Below are 18,315 nucleotides of genomic sequence, written 5' to 3' on the forward strand. Positions count from 1 at the left end.
CCGCGCGATTCTCTTGCGTCAGGCCGCGATCTGCGCCGGATAGCCCGCTTCGGTGATCGCCCTGGCGAGCGCCGCCGGGTCTTTCGGGGTCGGCGACACCTCGACCTTTCCGGTCGCGAGATCCACCTTCACATCAGCGCCGGGCTCGACGGCCTGCACCGCCTTGGTGACGTGCTTCACGCACATGTTGCAGGTCATGTCCTTCACGTTGAACGTCGTCATCGTCTTCTCCTGGTTGTCCTGTTCGATCGGGGCCGGCGCCGTTTCGGGCGCGGGCGCGACGGTCTGTGTCCCGGCGGGGATCGGCGTCTCCGCGACAACCGGCGGCTGGAAGCGGCGCAGGCGCAGCGCATTGGTGAGAACGAATACGCTCGACAGCGCCATCGCGCCGGCCCCGAGCATCGGCGAAAGTTGCGCGCCGTTGACGGGGTAGAGCGCGCCGGCGGCGACTGGCACGAGCAGCGCATTGTAGCCGAAGGCCCAGAACAGATTCTGCTTGATGTTGCGCATGGTGGCGCGCGACAGCGCCAGCGCCGCCGGCACTTTGGCGAGATCGCCCGACATCAGCACCACGTCCGCCGCCTCGATCGCAATGTCCGTGCCCGTGCCGATGGCGATGCCCGCGTCCGCGGCCGCGAGCGCAGGCGCGTCGTTCACGCCGTCGCCGACGAAGGCGACTTTGTCCGTTTCCCGCAGCCGCTCCAGCGTCGCGACCTTGCCGTCCGGCATCACGCCCGCGACGACCTTGTCGATGCCGAGACGGCGGGCGATGGCGTTCGCCGTGCGGGCGTCGTCGCCGGTGATCATGGCGGTCTTCACGCCCATGGCGTGCAGCGCGTCGATGGCGGGTTTCGTCGTCGGCTTCAATTCGTCGGCGACGCAGAGAATGGCGCGCACCTTGCCGTCGACGGCGACATAGAAAGGCGTCTTGCCGTCGGCGGCGAGCGTCGCGGCGCTCGCGTCGAAGACCGTCGCGTCGAAGCCCAGCGACGCCATGTAGCGCGCGGCGCCGACGGCGAGCTTGCGGCCCTCGACGACGCCGGCGACGCCCATGCCGGACACGGACTCGAAGTTTTCCGCCGGCGCGACTGCGAGGCCCCGATCCCTGGCGGCGGCGGCGATGGCGGCGGCGACCGGATGCTCGGATTGCGCCTCGACGCTCGCGGCGAGCCGCAGCGCCTCGTCGCCGCTCTCGCCCGGCGCCGGGACGAGATCGGTGAGGCGCGGCTTGCCGAAAGTGAGCGTGCCGGTCTTGTCGAAGGCGATCAGCGTCACGTCCTGCAGGGTTTGCAGCGCCTCGCCCTTGCGAAACAGCACGCCGAGCTCCGCCGCGCGGCCAGTGCCGGTCATGATGGCGGCAGGCGTGGCGAGCCCCATGGCGCAAGGGCAGGCGATGATGAGCACGGCCACGGCGGCGACCAGCGCGTGGGTCAGGCGCGGCTCCGGCCCGACGAGCATCCAGATGACGAAGGTGACGGCGGCGATGGCGAAGATCGCCGGCACGAAGACCGCCGTGACCTGATCGACCATCGCCTGAATGGGAAGCTTCGTCCCCTGCGCCTGCTCCACCATGCGGATGATGCCCGCGAGCGTCGTATCGGCGCCGACCCGCGTCGCGCGGAAGGAGAAGGCGCCCGAGCCGTTGACGGTCGCGCCGGTCACGACGGCGCCGGGGGCTTTGCCGACGGGGTCAGGCTCTCCCGTCACCATGGATTCGTCGACATAGGACTGGCCTGCGGTCACGACGCCATCCGTCGGAATGCGCTCGCCGGGACGCACCAGCACGATGTCGCCGACCTTCACCTCGTCGATGTCGACGTCGACGGTTTCGCCATTGCGCTCGATCCGCGCGGTCCGGGGCTGCAATTTCGCGAGCGCGCGGATCGCTTCAGAAGTGCGGCCTTTGGCCCGCGCCTCGAGGAATCGCCCGAAGAGGATCAGCGTGACGATGACGACGGCGGGTTCGTAATACACATGGACCGCGCCCGCCGGCAGCACGTGAGGCAGAAAGGTCGCGACGACCGAATAGAGATAGGCGCTGAGCGTGCCCACCGCGACGAGCGCGTTCATGTCCGGCTGGCGGCGCAGCAGGGAGGGAACGCCCTTGAGGAAGAACGCCAGGCCGGGGCCGAAGAGCGCCACGGTGGCGAAGAAGAAAGAAATCTCCCGAATTCTCGCTTCGCCGATCGTTCCCATCGCCCAGTGATGGAAGGCGGGAATCATGTGCCCGCCCATTTCCAGCACGAAGACGGGCAGGGTGAGAACGGCCGACACGATGAGACGGAAGCGCAGGGCGCGCATCTCTTCCTCGCGCCGCGCGCGTTCGCGGTCAGTCGCGCCCGCGTCGCTCTCGACGAGGCGGGGCTCGTAACCCGCCTCGGAGACGGCGCGGCGCAGCCGGTCGGCGAGGCCGGGGCCGGAGAGGGCGCGCACGCTTGCGCGCTCGGTCGCGAGATTGACGCTCGCCTCCAGCACCCCCGGCACGGCCTTCAGCGCCTTTTCGACATGCGCCACGCAGGAGGCGCAGGTCATGCCGCCCACGCCGAGTTCGATGGTGTCGACGACCGGCTCGTAGCCCGCGTCGGCGACGGCCTTCGCCAGCGCGGCCGGGTCGGCGCCCGGCGCGAGCGCGACGTCGGCGCGCTCGGTTGCGAGATTGACGCTCGCGGCGGTCACGCCCGGCGTCGCCTTCAGCGCCTTTTCGACATGGGAGACGCACGAGGCGCAGGTCATGCCGCGGACGTTGAAGTCGAGTTCTTGCGTTCCGGCGGTCATGGTCGGTTCCTCTGTCTGGAAACTAGAGCCAGCGGCGCGTGCGCGCCATATAGGCCCTGTAGTCGTCGCCGAATTTGCGCAGAAGATGCCGCTCTTCCGGTTCGATGGAAAGCTTTTGCAGCCCGACGGCGAGAAGCGGCGCGAGGAGAATCGTGAAGGGCGAGCCGATCAGAAGCCCGACGCCGAGGACGACCGCGACATGCGACACATAGATCGGATTGCGCGACCAGCGAAACGGCCCCTCGGTCGCGAGCGCCGAGGCCGCGCGATGCGGCATGATCGTGGTCCCGCGGCGCTGGAAAATCAGCGCGCACCACAGATCGTTTGCGAGCGCGAGCGCGACGAGGACGCCGCCGGCCGCCGTCGCGCCGGGAAAGGCAAGGGCGCCGCGCAATGCGCCGCCGCTTGCATGGTCCAGCGCGATTCCCGCGAGAATCGCCGCCGCGATCAGGATCGGCGGCCAGGGCGCGCGGGCGGGCGGAGATTCTGCGTCTTCGGGGGGCATGGGAAGGACTCCGGACCCCTTCAACATTGCGACCCGCACCCTAATTTTCAACCCTGCCGCCAGGCCCGCGCATCCTTGACCCGTTCCCGGCCTGCCTTTACCAAACCCGCGATTTGACGGAGGGACGACCCCGCGTGCGCGCAGATGCTTGACTGGTTCCGGGCCGATCTCGAAGGCCTCGCCGCGCGCGACCGGCTGCGCGCGCTCGCGCCGAGAGCGGGGCTCGATTTCGCCTCTAACGACTATCTCGCGCTCGCTGAGTCGGCGGAACTCGCGTCGGCCGCTGCGGCGGCGCTGGCGCGCGGCGTTCCTGTCGGCGCCGGCGGCTCGCGACTCTTGCGCGGCAACCATTCGGAGCATGAGGCGCTGGAGGAGGAGGCGGCGCGGTTCTTCCGCGCGGAAAGCGCGCTGTTCTTTGGCGCCGGATTCTCGGCAAACGAGGCGTTGCTCGCGACGCTCCCGCAGCGCGGCGACATGATTTTCCACGACGCGCTCATTCACGCGAGCGCGCACGACGGCATGCGGCTCTCCCGCGCGCCGCGCGCCGCCTTTCCGCACAATGACGCGAGCGCGCTGGACGAGGCCATCCGGCGTTGGCGGGCGGAGGGCGGAACCGGCCGCGCCTGGATCGCCGTCGAAAGCCTCTATAGCATGGACGGCGACGCGGCGCCGCTCTCCGATCTGATGCGCGTCGCCGAGCGCCGCGAGGCTTTCCTGCTCGTAGACGAGGCCCATGCGACGGGCGTCTACGGGCCGGGCGGGCGCGGCCTCGCCGCGTCTTTCGAAGGACGCGAGAACGTCGTCACGATCCACACCTGCGGCAAGGCGCTGGGCGTCAGCGGCGCGCTGGTTTGCCTCGCGTCGCCCCTGCGCGATTTTCTCGTCAATCGCGCCCGCAATTTCATCTTCGCCACCGCACCCTCGCCGCTCGTCGCCGCCTGCGTGCGCGCCGCCCTGAAGGTCGTCGAAGCGGCAGACGACCGCCGCGCCGCGCTCGCCGCGCGCGTCGATCTCGCGGGGCGCGACTTGCGGCGCTTCTGCGGCGTCGCGCCGTCCGGTTCGCACATCCAGCCCATCATCGTCGGCGCCGATGCGCGCGCCCTGTCGCTCGCGGCGCGCATGCGTGCGCGGGGCTACGACATTCGTGCGATCCGCCCGCCGACCGTGCCGGAGGGAAGCGCGCGTCTGCGTCTGTCGCTCACCCTGCATGCGAGCGAGGCGCAGGTCGCGCAGATGGTCGCCGATCTTGTGGAGGAACTCGGAAAGGCTGGGCCGTGAAGCGTATATTCGTCATCGCCGGAACCGACACGGGCGTCGGAAAGACCATCATGTCCGCCGCGCTCGTCGGCGCGCTCGGCGCGCATTACTGGAAGCCGGTGCAGTCGGGGCTGGAGGAGGAAACGGATTCGCAAACCGTCGCTCGCCTCACGGGCGCCGCGCCCGGGCGCATCCTGCCCGAGGCGTGGCGGCTGAAGCTTCCGGCCTCGCCCCATATCTCGGCGCGGGCGGAGGGCGTCGAGATCGACCCCGCGCGTCTCTCGCCGCCCGGGGTCGACGGTCCCCTCGTCATCGAAACCGCGGGCGGCGTCATGGTTCCGCTCGCCGACGACACGCTGACGATCGACGTGCTCGCGCGCTGGCGTTTGCCCGTCGTCCTGGTCGCCCGCACGGCGCTCGGCACGATCAACCACAGCCTGCTGACGATCGAGGCGTTGCGCGCCCGCGACATTCCGATCCACGGCGTCGCCTTCGTCGGCGACGAGGAGGCCGCGCCGCAGGAAACCATCGCGCGCATGGGCGCCGTGAAGCCGCTCGGCCGCCTGCCGCGACTCGATCCGCTGAACCGGGAGACGCTGCGCGCGGCCTTCGACGCGGCCTTCTCGCGCGAGGATTTCGCCTGAAATGAGCCTCGTCACTGATTCGCCCGTCTGGCGGCCCTTCACCCAGCACGCGCTCCAGCCCGGCGCCTTCAAGATCGCGCACGCCGAAGGCGCCTGGCTCACGGCGGAGGACGGAACGCGCTTTCTCGACGCCATCTCCTCCTGGTGGGTCATCACCCATGGCCACCGCCGGCCGGAAATCATGGCCGCGATCCGCGCGCAGACCGAGCGGCTCGATCAAATCATCTTCGCGGGCTTCACGCATGAACCGGCGGAAGCGCTCGCGCGTCGCCTCGTCGAGATCACGCCGCTGGGGCTTGATTACGTTTTCTATTCCGACAGCGGCTCCACCGCCGTCGAGGTCGCGATCAAGATGGCGCTGGGCTACTGGCGCAATTGCGGCGAGCCGCGCGCGCGCGTCGTCGCGCTGGAGCACAGCTATCACGGCGATACGGTCGGAACCATGTCGGCCGGCGCGCGCTCCGTCTTCAACGCGCCTTACGAGCCGCTGCTCTTCGACGTCGCGCGCGTTCCCTTTCCGGAGCAGGGCAGGGAGCAGGAAACGCTCGACGCGCTCGAGGCCTTATGCCGCGCGGGCGCGGCCGCCTTTCTCGTCGAGCCGCTCATTCTCGGCGCTGGCGGCATGTTGACCTATGGCGCGCAGACGCTCGCCGAGATGAAGCGCATTTGCGAGGCGCATCGTACGCTCTTCATCGCTGACGAGGTGATGACCTGCTTCGGCCGCACGGGGACGCTCTTCGCCTGCGAGCAGGCCGGCGTCGTTCCAGATATCGCCTGCTACTCCAAGGGACTCACCGGCGGCGCCGTGCCGCTTGCCGTCACCATGTGCCGGCGCGAGATTTTCGACGCCCATTACGCGCCGGATCGCGCGCGCGCCTTTTTTCATTCCAGTTCCTATGCCGCCAATCCCATCTCCTGCGCAGCGGCGCTCGCCAATCTCGACGTTTGGGAGAAGACGGATGCGCGCGCGCGTCTCGCTCGCCTCTGCGCGCTCCAGGCCGAACGCGCTGCGCGTTTCGAGAATGACGCGCGTTTTTCCGGCGTGCGGCGGCTCGGCACGATCACGGCGTTCGATCTGAAGGCGCCGCAGAACGGCTATCTCGCCGCCATCGGGCTCGATCTAATCCGCTTCTTCAATGCGCGCGGCCTGCTGCTGCGGCCGCTCGGCGCCACGATCTATGTTCTGCCGCCCTATTGCGTGACGGGAGAGGATCTCGATCTCGTCTACGAGGCGATCGACGCAGCGGCGGATCAGTTCTGCTCGCGCTGAATCTCCGTCTTCACGCTCATGCCGCGCCCCTCGTCGGCGACGACCTTCTCCCGCGCCATGAACTCCTCCTTGAGCGCACGGCGCAGGATTTTGCCGACATTGGTTTTCGGCAGGCTGTCGCGGAATTCGTAGAATCTCGGCACCTTGTAGCCGGTGAGCCTTTCATGGGCGAAGGCGCGCAACTCCTCGCGCGTGAGGCTCGGATCGCGCGCGACGACGAAAGCCATGGGCGCTTCGCCGGAATGTTCATACGGCACTCCGATGACGGCGATTTCCTTCACCTTCGGGTGTTCGACGAGCGCGGCCTCGACCTCGTTGGGATAGACGTTGAAGCCAGAGACGAGGATCATGTCCTTCAGCCGGTCGACGATTTTCACCATGCCGTCGGGCTGCATAATCGCGATGTCGCCGGTGCGGAAATAGCCGTCGGCGGTCATCACTTTCGCCGTCTCGTCCGGACGTCGCCAGTAGCCCGGCATCACCTGCGGTCCGCGCACGCAAAGTTCGCCGCGTTCGCCCAGCGGCGCGGGTGAGCCGTCCTCGCGGCGGATCGAGATTTCGGTCGAGGGCTGCGGATAGCCGATGCCGCCGGTGAATTCGGCGATGTCGGGACGGTTCGTCGTCACGATCGGCGAGGTTTCGGAAAGGCCGTAGCCCTCCACGATCGGCTTGCCGGTCAGCGCCTTCCATTCATGGGCGACGACCTCCTGGGTCGACATGCCCCCCGAAATATTCATGGCGAGACCGGAGAAATCGACTTTCCGGATGTCGGGATGGTCGGCGAGCGCCGCGTAGAGCGTGTTGACGCCGGAAAAAAGCGTGAAACGCGACTTGCGCAGCGTCGCGACGAGGCCGTTCAGGTCGCGCGGATTGGCGATGAGCAGGCAGCAGCCGCCGGTCTTGATGAGGAGAATGCAGCAGGCCGTCAGCGCGAAGATGTGATAGAGCGGCAGCGCCGTCACCATCGTATGCGGACCGCGCGGCTCCAGATACCATTTCAGCCACGACCATGACTGCTCGACATTTGCCGCGACATTGCGGTGAAGCAACACAGCGCCCTTGGCGACGCCGGTCGTGCCGCCTGTATATTGCAGAAAGGCCACGTCGTCGCGCGCGACCGCGACCGGCTTCAGCGTCTCCTGCGCGCCTGCCCGCAGCGCCTGCGAGAAGGGCGTCGCGCCCGGCAGTTCATAGGCCGGGACCATTTTCTTCACATAGCGGGAGACGACGTTGACGAGGAACCCCTTGAGACCCATGAGGTCGCCGGGCTTCACGACGATCGCACGCTCGAGCTTCATCCTTGGCCATGCGGCCTCTACCGTATGGGCGAAATTCTCGAACACGAAAATGAAGCGCGCGCCGGCGTCGTTGATCTGATGCTCGAGTTCGCCGGGCGTGTAGAGCGGATTGACGTTCACGACCACGCCGCCGGCGATCAGCACGCCGAAGATGATTGCGGGATAGGCGAGGACGTTGGGCGACATGATCGCGACACGGTCGCCTTTTTCGAGGCCGCGCGATTGCAGCCATGCCGCGAGGGCGTCGGCGGCGCGGCCCAGCTCGCGATAGGTCATCCGCGCGCCGAAGCTCTCCATGGCGGGACGGTCGGCGAAGGCCGCGACGCTGTCGCGGAAGATGTCGACGAGGGTGGAATAGTCGCCGATCTCGGCCGGAACGCCCGGCGGATAGGAGGCGAGCCAGGGCCGCGCCGCATAGGGGTCCGCCTGTTGCTCCTGGCCCGTCATGTCAGCCTCCCAATTGCGCGCCGGGTTGCGTCCCGGTCTGCGCGTGCGAATCGCTCCGACTGAAAAGATAGCGCGTCCGTCGCGGATGTGATGCGACGCGCGCGGGATGATTATTTTTGCGTTGCCGCGAGGGGCTTCGGGTCACGCCGCGCCGCGCGACAGCCCGAAGCCGGCGAGAAGCGCAAGGCCGAAGAAAAGGACGAGAACCGCCGCGGCGAGTTCGGCGCCGCGCGCGAGGAGGGCCGCGCGTCGCGCGCCGCGCCCGCCGAAGCGCAGCGCCAGAGTCTTGGCGTAGACCGCGGTCGCCGCGAGGGCGCCGGTCGTGATCGCGGTTCCCGCCGACATCGCCAGCACGGCCCCCGCGCCAGCCGCGAAATTGTCCTGCGACAGGGTGAAGACGAGAACGAGGATCGCCCCGGAACAGGGCCGGAGGCCGGCGGCTACGACGGTCGCCAGCGCGTCGCCCCAACGGAAGCCGGGGCCGGAGAGCGTCGCGGGGTCGGGCGCATGGGCGTGGCCGCAGCCGGGGCCGTGCACATGGGCGGGATCGTCGACGGCTTCGCAAACGAAGCGTCCGGCGCCGCCGCCGGCGGGCGCGAGGGCGATGTCGGGCTCGCGCAACGCGGCGAGGAGGCCCCGCCCCTTCGTCCAGACGAGCCGCGCGCCGAGCGCCGCGATGGCGAGATAACTCGCGACCTCGACCGCACGGGCGGCGTCGGTCATCTGTCCCGCCGTGGCGTGGAAGACCAGCGCCGCGGAACCGACGAGCGCGATCGCGACCAGACCCTGAAGCAGGGCGGCCAGCGCCGCGAGCAGGAGTCCCCGGCGCAGCTGAACCTCGTTCGCCACCATGTAGGAGGCGAGCACCGCCTTGCCGTGGCCTGGCCCGGCGGCGTGGAAGGCGCCATAGGCGAAGCTCGCCCCTGCAAGCGCGAAAAAGGCGTGCGGGCCGGTCCTCAGCGCCCGGGCGGCGGCCTGAAGCTCCGCATGGAACTTGCTCTGCCAGGCGAGGATCAGTCCAGCGAGCCCCTGGGCCGCGCCCGCGGCCTCCTGTCCGCCGACCGCGAAGGGATGGCGCTGGGCGAGCGCCGGCTCGACGGCGAGAAGAGCGACGGCGGCGGCCGCCGCCGCGACGAAGCCCGGTCTCGTCAATTTCACGGGCAGGCCACGATCGCGCGCGTCGCGAGCTTCACGCCGAAGTCGGCGCCGGGCGACATGTTCTGGAAAAAGGCCTCGCTGAGCTTCTGGTTGTCCGCGGCGGCGAGCGGCGCGGGGTCGACGAGGCTCACCGAGCAACCCGACGGCGCGTCGGCGAGCTTCACGGGCTCCTTCTTCTCCAGCCCGAAGGAGACGAAATAGGTCGGGTCGTAAACCTGGAAGGAAAAGGGCTTTTTGGCCGCGACCGGCGTCTCCAGCGGCAGGAAGAAATGGAGCGTGACGATCTTTTTCTCGTTGGCGTCGAGATAAAGGTCCTCGGCGGGCCTGAACGCCGCCTTGGCGCCGCCCTGCTTGGCAAAGGTGAAATAGTCGAATTCGGCGAGGGATTCGGCGTTGGTCTTGGCCAGCGGCGCCAAATCTTCCCGGGTCGGCGGCTTTCCGTCCTTGCCCAGGCCCTGGACGGCGAAGGCCGAATACATTTCGTCGAACTCCCAGGCGTGGCGGACGCCGAGAATCTTCCCGTCCTTGCCGAACACGACTTCGCTGCGGACGGCCACCCAGACGTGGGGGTGGGCGCTCGCCGCGGCGCTCCCTGCGAGCGCGAAGAGCGCCGCCATAAAGATGGATCGGAGGTTCATTTCTCTCCCGGTTAGGGTGCGAAATCGGCGAAAACGGGGCGCGCGATCCGCTGGAGTCGTCCCTGTGCATCATATCATATGGGTTCTTGAAAACGTCATCCGCTCTGTCATAGAGTGCATTTATATGAGGTCGCGCATGTGGGATGCGTCGCGCGGCTCGGCCGCCGGATCGAGACGGAAGCGGCGGCTCGATCCTGGCGTCGGGACCTCTAAGTAGGTCATCAGGTCCTCGTTCCTTGTCGTATTTGCGTTCTGGCGCACGAACCACGCGCGCATCGCCGTTTCGCGCAGGGAGTTCATGAATGGCGGAAAACGTCGCCGGCGACCTGAAACCCGGCTCCGCCTTCGGTGAGGCAAGCCTCTCGGACCGTTTCGACCTTTCCCGCGACCGCGTGCTGATGACCGGCACCCAGGCGATCGTGCGCCTGCTGCTGATGCAGAAAGAGCGCGACCGGCGGGCAGGCCTCAGAACGGCGGGCTTCATCACCGGCTATCGCGGCTCGCCGCTCGGCGGCGTCGATGCGCAGATGCACAAGGCGAAGGCCCTTTTCGACGCCAACGACATCCTCTTCATGCCTGGCCTCAACGAGGATCTCGCCGCCACCGCCGTCTGGGGCGCGCAGCAGGCCGAGATGCGGGGCGAAGGCAAATATGACGGCGTCTTCTCGATCTGGTACGGCAAGGGACCGGGCGTCGACCGCAGCGGCGACGCGCTGCGCCACGTCAATCTCGCCGGCACCTCCCGCTACGGCGGGGCGCTCGCGCTCATGGGCGACGACCATACCGCCGAGTCCTCCACCACCGCGCATCAGTCCGACTATCATTTCGTCGACGTGATGATGCCGATCCTCTCGCCCGCCGGCGTGCAGGAAATTCTGGACTACGGCCTCTACGGCTTCGCCATGTCGCGTTTCGCCGGCGTCTGGGTCGGGCTGAAGCTGCTCAAGGACACGGTGGAGTCCACCGCCTCGATCGACGGTTCGCTCGATCGCGTGCAGCCGATCATTCCCGCCGATTTCGTCATGCCGCCGGGCGGGCTCAACATTCGCCCCGCCGATCCGGTGCTGGCGCAGGAGGAGCGGCTGCAGGAGAGCAAGCGCGACGCGATGCTCGCCTTCATTCGCGCCAACCGGCTCAACCGCATCATCACGTCCGGCGGCGCCGATCCCAAGATCGGGATCGTCACCGTCGGCAAGTCCTATCTCGACGTGCGGCAGGCGCTCGAGGATCTCGGGATCGACGAGGTTCGGGCCAACGACCTCGGCCTGCGCCTCTACAAGATCGCCGCGCCCTGGCCGCTCGAGCCCAAGGGCGTTCATGAGTTCGCGCGCGGCCTCGATCTCGTCATGGTCGTGGAGGAGAAGCGCTCGCTCATCGAGGTGCAACTGCGCGAGGAGCTTTACGGCGCCGCCAATCAGCCAGTCTGCGTCGGCAAGAAGGACGAGCGCGGCGACTGGCTCTTCCCCGTGAAGGGCGCGCTCGACGCCAACGACATCGCCATCGCGATCGGCCGCCGCCTGCTCAAATATCACGCCTCCGACGAGCTGGAGGCGCGGGTGCGGCGGCTGGAGCGCCTGCAGGACCGCCGCCGGACGATGACCGACGTGACGGTGCGCGTGCCGCATTTCTGCGCCGGCTGCCCGCATTCGACCTCGACCCATGTGCCGGAGGGCGCTCGCGCCTATACGGGCATTGGCTGCCATTACATGGCGCAATGGATGGGCCGCGCCACCGAGGGCTATACGCATATGGGCGGGGAGGGCGCGACCTGGATCGGCGAGGCGCCTTTCTCGACCCGCAAGCACATGTTCCAGAATCTGGGCGACGGCACCTACAACCACTCGGGATCGCTCGCCATCCGCTTCGCCGTCGCGACGAACACCAACATCACCTTCAAGATTCTCTACAACGGCGTCGTCGCCATGACCGGCGGCCAGAAGCACGAAGGCGAATTGACCGTCGAGGCGATCGTGCGCCAGGTCGCGGCGGAGGGCGTCAAGAAGATCGCGCTGGTCTCCGACGAGCCGGGCAAATATCCGCCGACCATCGCCTGGCCGCCGGGCGTCACGATCCATCACCGCAACGTCATCAACGAGGTGCAGAGCGAATTGTCGCAGACGGCGGGCGTCACCGTCCTCATCTACGACCAGACCTGCGCGACCGAGAAGCGCCGCCTGCGCAAGCGCGGCCTCTTTCCCGATCCCGACGCGCGCGTCATCATCAACGAACTCGTCTGCGAGGGCTGCGGCGACTGCGGAACGGCGTCGAACTGCGTGGCCGTGCAGCCGGTCGAGACGGAATTCGGGCGCAAGCGCCGCATCGACCAGTCTGCCTGCAACAAGGATTTCTCCTGCCTCGAAGGCTTCTGCCCGAGCTTCGTGACCGTGCATGGCGCGAAGATGAAGAAGGCGCCGCTGCCGACCAAGGAGGACGCGAGCGGCCAGCCGGCGCTTCCCGAGCCGAAGATCGCCGAGATCGGCAAGACGCCCTACGGAATCCTCATCGCGGGCCTTGGCGGCACGGGCGTCGTCACTGTCTCCGCCATACTGGGCATGGCCGCGCATCTCGAAGGCAAGGGGGTCGGCGTCATCGACATGGCCGGCCTCGCGCAGAAAGGCGGCGCCGTCTATTGCCATGTGAAGATCGGCCGCACGCCCGCCGAGGTCCACGCCATCCGCATCGCCGCGGGCGAGGCCAATCTCATGCTCGGCTGCGATCTCGTCGTCGCGGGCGCCAAGCAGGTGCTCGCCGCCGTGGAGCAGGGCAGGACGCATGTGCTCGTCAACAGCGCCGAGGTCTTCCCCGGCGACATCGAGCGAAATCCCGACTTCGTGCTGCCCGCCGAGGAAATCAAGCAGGCGATCCGTCGCGCTGGGGGACCGGAGTCGATCTTCATCGACACGACCGCGCTCGCGCAGGCGCTGCTCGGCGATTCCATCGCCGCGAATATCTTCATTTTGGGCTACGCCTGGCAGAAGGGCTATGTCCCGCTCTCCGAGGCCGCGATCCTGCGGGCGATCGAGCTGAACGGCGAATCCGTGCCGATGAATCACTCGGCCTTTCTCTGGGGACGGCGCGCCGCGCACGACATGAAGAGCGTCGAGGCGGTGGTGGAGTCGCTGCGCCGGCCGACCGAGGCGCGCCAGCGCTCGAAGACGCTCAAGGAAATCATCGAGCGCCGCGCCGCCTATCTGGTCGATTATCAGAACGAGGCCTATGCCGCGCATTATCGCGCCCGCGTCGACGCCGTCGCGAAGCTCGAGAAGGCGCGCGGGCCGGGCTCGACCGAGCTGACCGAGGCGGTCGCGCGCTATCTCTTCAAACTGATGGCTTTCAAGGACGAGTTCGAGGTTTCGCGCCTCTATACGAGCGACGCCTTCCAGCGCCAGCTTTCCGAGACCTTTGAGGGCGATCTCAAGCTCGAACTGCATCTCGCGCCGCCGATCCCCTTCCTTCAGCGCAAGACCGATTTCGGGGGCTCGCGCAAGATCGCCTTCGGCCCGTGGATGTTCACGGTCATGAAGCTGCTCGCGAAGCTCAAATGGATTCGCGGCCGCTGGTTCGACGTCACCCGCTTCAACAACGACCGCGTCGTGGAGCGCAGGCTGCTGGCCGATTATGAGGCGCTGATCGACGAGATTCTCGCCTCGCTCACCCCCGAGAATCACGCCGCCGCCGTCGGGCTGGCGCGGTTGCCGGAAAAGATTCGCGGCTTCGGCCATGTCAAGGCCCGTCACATCGCGGCCGCCGAGGTCGAGCGCGAGCGCCTTTACGCCGAGTTCCGCAGCCCGGCCTCGGTGAAGCTCGCGGCCGAGTGAGGCGCGCCCGTCTTGCGTGAGGAGTTCAAGGAGACGGCTTCGCCGTCGTTGCGCGGCGCGGAAGGCGGGGACGCGCGCCAGGATCGGCGAGCGGGCGCTGAGCCGGTGCGCGCCGCGCGCCATGGCGACAGGAAGCGCGTCCTTCTCCTCGCCGGCACGAGCGAGGCCCGCGCGCTCGCCGCGCGCCTCGCGGCGGATCCGCGCTATGACGCCATCGCCTCGCTCGCGGGTCGCACCAGCGCGCCGGCGGCGCTGGCGGCGCCGACGCGGGTGGGCGGCTTCGGCGGCGTCGAGGGGTTGAAGCGCTATCTCATCGAGGCGGGCGTCGAGTGCGTCGTCGACGCGACGCATCCCTTCGCCGCGCGGATGTCGGCCAATGCGCAAGCCGCCTGCGCGGCGCTGGGCCTGCCGCTGATCGCCTATGCGCGCGCGCCGTGGCGCGCCGCGGCGGGCGACAATTGGATCGAGGCCGCCGACAACGCCGCCGCCGTCCGCGCGCTGGGAGAGACGCCGCGCCGCGTTTTCCTCACGATCGGCCGGCAGGCCGTCGCCGATTTCCGCGCCGCGCCCTGGCATGATTATCTCCTGCGCGTGATCGAGCCGCCGGACGCGCGCGACCTCCCGCCGAATTGCGAGACGATCTGCGCGCGCGGGCCGTTCGCGCGGGAGGACGAAATCGCCCTCCTGCGCGAAAAGCGCATCGAGCTCGTCGTCAGCAAGAACAGCGGCGGCGCGCTCACCTACGCCAAGATCGAGGCGGCGCGCGAACTGGGACTGCCGGTCGTGATGATCGCGCCGCCCGCGCGCGACGGCGCGCGCGTCGCGCATGATCTCGACGCCGTCATGGCCTTGCTCGCGTCATGAGCCGCAAGCTGATGATCCAGGGCACGGGCTCCGACGTCGGCAAATCGCTCGTCGTCGCGGGCCTCGCGCGCGCCTTCGCCAATCGCGGCCTGCGCGTCGCGCCGTTCAAGCCGCAAAACATGTCGAACAACGCCGCGGTGACGGCGGACGGCGGCGAGATCGGCCGCGCCCAGGCGTTGCAGGCGCGCGCGGCGAGGCTCGCGCCCGGCGTCGACATGAACCCGGTGCTGCTAAAGCCGCAGGGCGCCAACGGATCTCAGGTGATCGTGCGCGGCGCCATCGCGGGGCAGGCGAAGGCGCGCGACTATCAGGACTGGAAGCCGCGCCTCAAGCCCGCCGTGATGGAAAGCTTTGCGCGGCTTGAAGCGCGGAGCGACCTCGTCATTATCGAAGGCGCCGGCAGCGCGGCGGAGATCAATCTGCGCGCCAACGACATCGCCAATATGGGGTTCGCGCGCGAGGCCAATGCGCCGGTCGTGCTCGTCGGAGATATTGATCGCGGCGGAGTCATCGCGCAGCTCGTCGGCTGCAAGACGGTGCTCGACGCAGAAGACGCCGCGATGATCGAGGGCTTCATCGTCAACAAATTCCGCGGCGACGCCTCGCTGTTCGAGAGCGGCATGCGCTACATCGCCGAGCGCACCGGCTGGCGCGCGCTGGGCCTCGTGCCCTATTTCGAGGCCGCGTCGCGCCTGCCGGCGGAAGACGCTTTCGGCCTTCGCGCGCAACGGAGTTCGGCAAGCGAGGGCGTCGTCGTCGCGGTTCCGCTCCTGCCGCATATCGCCAATTTTGACGACCTCGACCCGCTGAAGGCGGAAGCCGGCGTCGACGTTGTTTTCGTCGCGCCCGGCGATCCGTTGCCCGCGGCCGCGCAACTCGTCGTTCTCCCGGGCTCCAAGGCCACCATCGCCGATCTCGCGGCCCTGCGCGCCAATGGCTGGGACATCGACCTTCTCGCCCATGTGCGGCGCGGCGGGCGCGTGTTCGGCGTTTGCGGCGGCTATCAGATGCTCGGCCGCGACATTCGCGATCCGCTCGGCGTGGAAAGCGACGTCTCCGAGGCGAGCGGCCTCGGCCTGCTCGACGTCGCGACGACGCTGACCGGCGCGAAGACGCTCACGCGCGTCGCGGGCCGCGCGGGAGTGTTCGACGCGCCCTTTCATGGCTATGAAATGCATGTCGGCGAAACCTCGGGCCCGGATTGCGCGCGCGCGGTCCTGCATTTCGAGGACGGCCGCGACGACGGCGCCGTGTCGCGCGACGGGCGCGTCATGGGCGCCTATGTGCACGGGCTATTCGCGGATGACGCCCTGCGCTCGGCGTTTCTGCGCATGATCGGCGCGCCGGCCTCTTCCCTGCGTTTCGAGGAAACGATCGACGAAACGCTCGACGCGCTCGCCGTCCATTGCGAAAGGCATATCGATCTCGATGCGCTGTGGGAGATCGCGCGATGACCGCGATCGCTCTTGCGCCGGTCGCGCACGGCGGCCGACTGGACGCCGCGCGCCGCCTTTATCCCGACGCCCCGCGCCCATGGGTCGATCTCTCCACGGGGATCAATCCGCACCCCTATCCCCTGCCGCCGCTCGCGCCGGAGGCGTGGGCGCGGCTGCCCGACGAGGACGCCTTCGCCGCCCTCGAGGCTTCGGCGCGCGCCGCCTATCGCGTTCCGTCGGAGGCGGCGGTCGTCGCCGGCGCAGGCGCGCAGGCCTTCATCCAGACGTTGCCGCGCGTCTTTCCCGCGCGCCGGGTCGCTGTGCTGGGTTTTTCATACGCGGAGCATGCGGCCTGCTGGTCCGCCGCCGGGGCGAAGGTCGAAACGGTCGAGAGCCTCGAGGCGCTCGCGCGCGCGGAGGTCGCGGTGATCGTCAATCCCAATAACCCGGACGGCCGCATGTCGACGCAGGGCGACATTGCGCGCATCGCGGCGGAGATGGCGCGAAAGGGCGGGCTTCTCGTTGTCGACGAGTCTTTCGCGGATTTCACGCCCGCCCACAGCGCCGTCGCCCATGCGGCGACGGAGAGCGTGATCGTCCTGCGCTCCTTCGGCAAGGCCTATGGACTCGCCGGCCTGCGTCTCGGCTTCGCCCTGTGCGCGCCCGCGCGCGCGGCGCGGCTCGGCGCCGCCCTCGGACCATGGGCGGTCTCTGGTCCCGCCCTCGCCGTCGGCGCGCGCGCGCTCGCGGACTCCCGTTGGCTGCACGCCGTCGCCGCCGCCTGCGCCACGGAGGCGGCGCGTCTCGATTCCACGCTGGAGCGCGCCGGCTTCACCCTCCTCGGCGGAACCGCGCTCTTCCGTCTCGCGCGGCACGATCGGGCGCCCGAGTGGTTCGACCGCCTGTGCCGCGGCGGGGTGCTGGCGCGGGCCTTTCCCGAAAGGCCGGACTGGCTGCGTTTCGGCCTGCCGGGCGGCGAGGCGGCCTGGGCGCGGCTCATGGCCGCGCTGGAGATCGGCTGATGAGCGCGGACCCTCCTTTCGAGCCGTGGCGAAACGTCGCGGACGAGCTGGCGCCGGCCGGTCCGTTCAGCGAGGCGGAGCGCGCCGCGGTGTATCGCGCCATTTATTCGCGCCGTGACGTTCGCAACGAGTTTCTGGACGAGGAGGTGCCCCGCGACGTGATCATGCGCCTGCTCGACGCCGCCCATCACGCGCCCTCCGTGGGTCTGATGCAGCCATGGAATTTCATCGTGATTCGCGATTGTTCGGTGCGCCACGCGGTTCACGCGGCCTTTCTGCGCGCGGCGCAGGAGGAGGAGCGGATCATCGACCCCGAGCGCCGCGCCCATTACCGCAACCTGAAGCTCGAAGGCATTCTGAAGTCGCCGCTCAACATCTGCGTCACCTGCGACCGGAGCCGCCAGGGCGCGACCGGGCTCGGCCGCACTCAACAGCCCAATACGGATCTGCTGAGCGCCGCCTGCGCGGTGCAGAACCTCTGGCTCGCGGCGCGCGCAGAGGGCGTGGGGGTTGGCTGGGTGAGCATCCTGCGGGAGGGCGATCTGCGGGAAATTCTCGATATTCCTGAAGGAATCGCCGTCGTCGCCTATCTCTGCGTCGGCTACGTCGATCGCGCCTATCGCCGGCCCGAACTCGAGGTGAAGCGCTGGGCGTCGCGCCTGCCGTTGCGCGACCTCGTCTACGAGGATCGGTGGGGGCGCGCCCCGTCCTCCACAAACCCGCCTTAAATTTTCGTGAGCATGATCGATACGATCGCTCGTCCGGCCCGAAACCGGCTCTTAAGCCTCGCAGAGGAACGGAGTTGAGCCGGACGCGGAGTCGTTCGATAGTCGACACTGCTCTATGTGAGGAGCGCGGAGACCGGGACCATGGCGACGGCGAATTTCGAGCAATACTTCGACAAGGCCTTTTCGCTCGCCAACAACACGATCTTGACCGTGACGGAGGTGCCGGAGCGCGAGGAAGAGCTGCTGAAGCTGCTCGAAAGCGCCATGCTGCGCGGCTTCGACAATCACGCGCGCCTCACCGAGATCCATCTGCCGATGGAGCGCTTCCCCTTCATGGACTCCAAGTTCTGGCACGTGCCGATCGAGGATTGCGGCAAGGCGCAGGTGCTGCGTTTCTTCTTCGAACATCCGGACGACGCTGAGCCGCATTGAACGTCGCCCAATCGCGCCCTGCG

The 18,315-nt window shown here is 68.5% G+C and carries 14 protein-coding genes; 9 read left to right on the forward strand and 5 right to left on the reverse strand.

Features of this window, described 5'->3' with window-relative positions; all coding sequences use genetic code 11:
• Positions 1 to 18 precede the first annotated feature (18 nt).
• Both ACV959_RS03325 and ACV959_RS03330 read right to left on the reverse strand, forming a co-directional pair.
• Positions 19 to 2,775, reverse strand: a complete 2,757-nt coding sequence (locus ACV959_RS03325; protein ID WP_475738505.1) for a heavy metal translocating P-type ATPase — start codon at positions 2,773 to 2,775, stop codon at positions 19 to 21.
• 22 nt (positions 2,776 to 2,797) lie between these two features.
• Complete coding sequence (locus tag ACV959_RS03330; RefSeq protein WP_475738506.1) at positions 2,798 to 3,280, reverse strand: methyltransferase family protein; 483 nt, start codon at positions 3,278 to 3,280, stop codon at positions 2,798 to 2,800.
• Between the two features lie 144 nt (positions 3,281 to 3,424).
• Here ACV959_RS03330 and ACV959_RS03335 point away from each other — a divergent pair, with 144 nt between their 5' ends.
• The 3 genes from ACV959_RS03335 to ACV959_RS03345 are packed head-to-tail and all read left to right on the forward strand — an operon-like array spanning position 3,425 to position 6,451.
• Complete coding sequence (locus tag ACV959_RS03335) at positions 3,425 to 4,558, forward strand: 8-amino-7-oxononanoate synthase (protein WP_475738507.1); 1,134 nt, start codon at positions 3,425 to 3,427, stop codon at positions 4,556 to 4,558.
• Positions 4,555 to 5,181: a dethiobiotin synthase gene (gene bioD / locus ACV959_RS03340; RefSeq protein WP_475738508.1), complete on the forward strand. Its 627-nt coding sequence runs from the start codon at positions 4,555 to 4,557 to the stop codon at positions 5,179 to 5,181. The genes ACV959_RS03335 and bioD overlap by 4 nt, the downstream gene beginning before the upstream one ends.
• A gap of 1 nt (position 5,182) precedes the next feature.
• Positions 5,183 to 6,451 (forward strand): adenosylmethionine--8-amino-7-oxononanoate transaminase, encoded by a 1,269-nt coding sequence (locus ACV959_RS03345; protein ID WP_475738509.1) that lies wholly within the window; start codon positions 5,183 to 5,185, stop codon positions 6,449 to 6,451.
• On the opposite strand, the gene ACV959_RS03350 is transcribed toward ACV959_RS03345, so the two are convergent.
• The 3 genes from ACV959_RS03350 to ACV959_RS03360 all read right to left on the reverse strand — a co-directional run bounded on the left by ACV959_RS03350 (position 6,433) and on the right by ACV959_RS03360 (position 9,992).
• A complete protein-coding gene (locus ACV959_RS03350; RefSeq protein ID WP_475738510.1) occupies positions 6,433 to 8,196 on the reverse strand; it encodes an AMP-binding protein in 1,764 nt (587 codons plus the stop codon). The genes ACV959_RS03345 and ACV959_RS03350 overlap by 19 nt on opposite strands.
• A 141-nt stretch (positions 8,197 to 8,337) precedes the next feature.
• Positions 8,338 to 9,354: a nickel/cobalt transporter gene (locus ACV959_RS03355; RefSeq protein WP_475738511.1), complete on the reverse strand. Its 1,017-nt coding sequence runs from the start codon at positions 9,352 to 9,354 to the stop codon at positions 8,338 to 8,340.
• A complete protein-coding gene (locus ACV959_RS03360; protein WP_475738512.1) occupies positions 9,351 to 9,992 on the reverse strand; it encodes a DUF1007 family protein in 642 nt (213 codons plus the stop codon). Before ACV959_RS03360 ends, ACV959_RS03355 begins: the two co-directional genes overlap by 4 nt.
• 302 nt (positions 9,993 to 10,294) lie before the next feature.
• On the opposite strand from ACV959_RS03360, the gene ACV959_RS03365 reads away from it, so the two are divergent.
• The 6 genes from ACV959_RS03365 to ACV959_RS03390 all read left to right on the forward strand — a co-directional run bounded on the left by ACV959_RS03365 (position 10,295) and on the right by ACV959_RS03390 (position 18,292).
• Positions 10,295 to 13,810 (forward strand): indolepyruvate ferredoxin oxidoreductase family protein, encoded by a 3,516-nt coding sequence (locus ACV959_RS03365; RefSeq protein WP_475738513.1) that lies wholly within the window; start codon positions 10,295 to 10,297, stop codon positions 13,808 to 13,810.
• Between the two features lie 12 nt (positions 13,811 to 13,822).
• Positions 13,823 to 14,674 carry a cobalt-precorrin-6A reductase gene (locus tag ACV959_RS03370; protein ID WP_475738514.1) on the forward strand — a complete coding sequence of 284 codons (852 nt, stop codon included), beginning with the start codon at positions 13,823 to 13,825 and terminating at the stop codon, positions 14,672 to 14,674.
• On the forward strand, positions 14,671 to 16,128 hold the full coding sequence (locus ACV959_RS03375) for a cobyric acid synthase (RefSeq protein WP_475738515.1): 1,458 nt from the start codon (positions 14,671 to 14,673) through the stop codon (positions 16,126 to 16,128). The genes ACV959_RS03370 and ACV959_RS03375 overlap by 4 nt, the downstream gene beginning before the upstream one ends.
• Positions 16,125 to 17,132, forward strand: coding sequence for a threonine-phosphate decarboxylase CobD (cobD, locus tag ACV959_RS03380; protein WP_475738516.1), 1,008 nt, complete (start codon positions 16,125 to 16,127; stop codon positions 17,130 to 17,132). Before ACV959_RS03375 ends, cobD begins: the two co-directional genes overlap by 4 nt.
• Positions 17,132 to 17,860 (forward strand): 5,6-dimethylbenzimidazole synthase, encoded by a 729-nt coding sequence (gene bluB, locus ACV959_RS03385; protein ID WP_475738517.1) that lies wholly within the window; start codon positions 17,132 to 17,134, stop codon positions 17,858 to 17,860. Before cobD ends, bluB begins: the two co-directional genes overlap by 1 nt.
• Before the next feature lie 141 nt (positions 17,861 to 18,001).
• The gene (locus tag ACV959_RS03390) at positions 18,002 to 18,292 is read left to right on the forward strand and encodes a hypothetical protein (protein ID WP_475738518.1); all 291 of its coding nucleotides are present in this window, start codon (positions 18,002 to 18,004) and stop codon (positions 18,290 to 18,292) included.
• Positions 18,293 to 18,315: the final 23 nt, after the last annotated feature.

The organism is Methylocystis sp. Se48 (assembly GCF_056269425.1).

Coding starts and splice junctions, on each gene's coding strand:
- ACV959_RS03365 (WP_475738513.1), top strand. CDS start 10,295: ATGGCGGAAAACGTCGCCGGCGACCTGAAACCCGGCTCCGCCTTCGGT.
- ACV959_RS03325 (WP_475738505.1), bottom strand. CDS start 2,775: ATGACCGCCGGAACGCAAGAACTCGACTTCAACGTCCGCGGCATGACC.
- bluB (WP_475738517.1), top strand. CDS start 17,132: ATGAGCGCGGACCCTCCTTTCGAGCCGTGGCGAAACGTCGCGGACGAG.
- ACV959_RS03360 (WP_475738512.1), bottom strand. CDS start 9,992: ATGAACCTCCGATCCATCTTTATGGCGGCGCTCTTCGCGCTCGCAGGG.
- ACV959_RS03350 (WP_475738510.1), bottom strand. CDS start 8,196: ATGACGGGCCAGGAGCAACAGGCGGACCCCTATGCGGCGCGGCCCTGG.
- ACV959_RS03330 (WP_475738506.1), bottom strand. CDS start 3,280: ATGCCCCCCGAAGACGCAGAATCTCCGCCCGCCCGCGCGCCCTGGCCG.
- ACV959_RS03345 (WP_475738509.1), top strand. CDS start 5,183: ATGAGCCTCGTCACTGATTCGCCCGTCTGGCGGCCCTTCACCCAGCAC.
- ACV959_RS03390 (WP_475738518.1), top strand. CDS start 18,002: ATGGCGACGGCGAATTTCGAGCAATACTTCGACAAGGCCTTTTCGCTC.
- ACV959_RS03375 (WP_475738515.1), top strand. CDS start 14,671: ATGAGCCGCAAGCTGATGATCCAGGGCACGGGCTCCGACGTCGGCAAA.
- cobD (WP_475738516.1), top strand. CDS start 16,125: ATGACCGCGATCGCTCTTGCGCCGGTCGCGCACGGCGGCCGACTGGAC.
- ACV959_RS03335 (WP_475738507.1), top strand. CDS start 3,425: ATGCTTGACTGGTTCCGGGCCGATCTCGAAGGCCTCGCCGCGCGCGAC.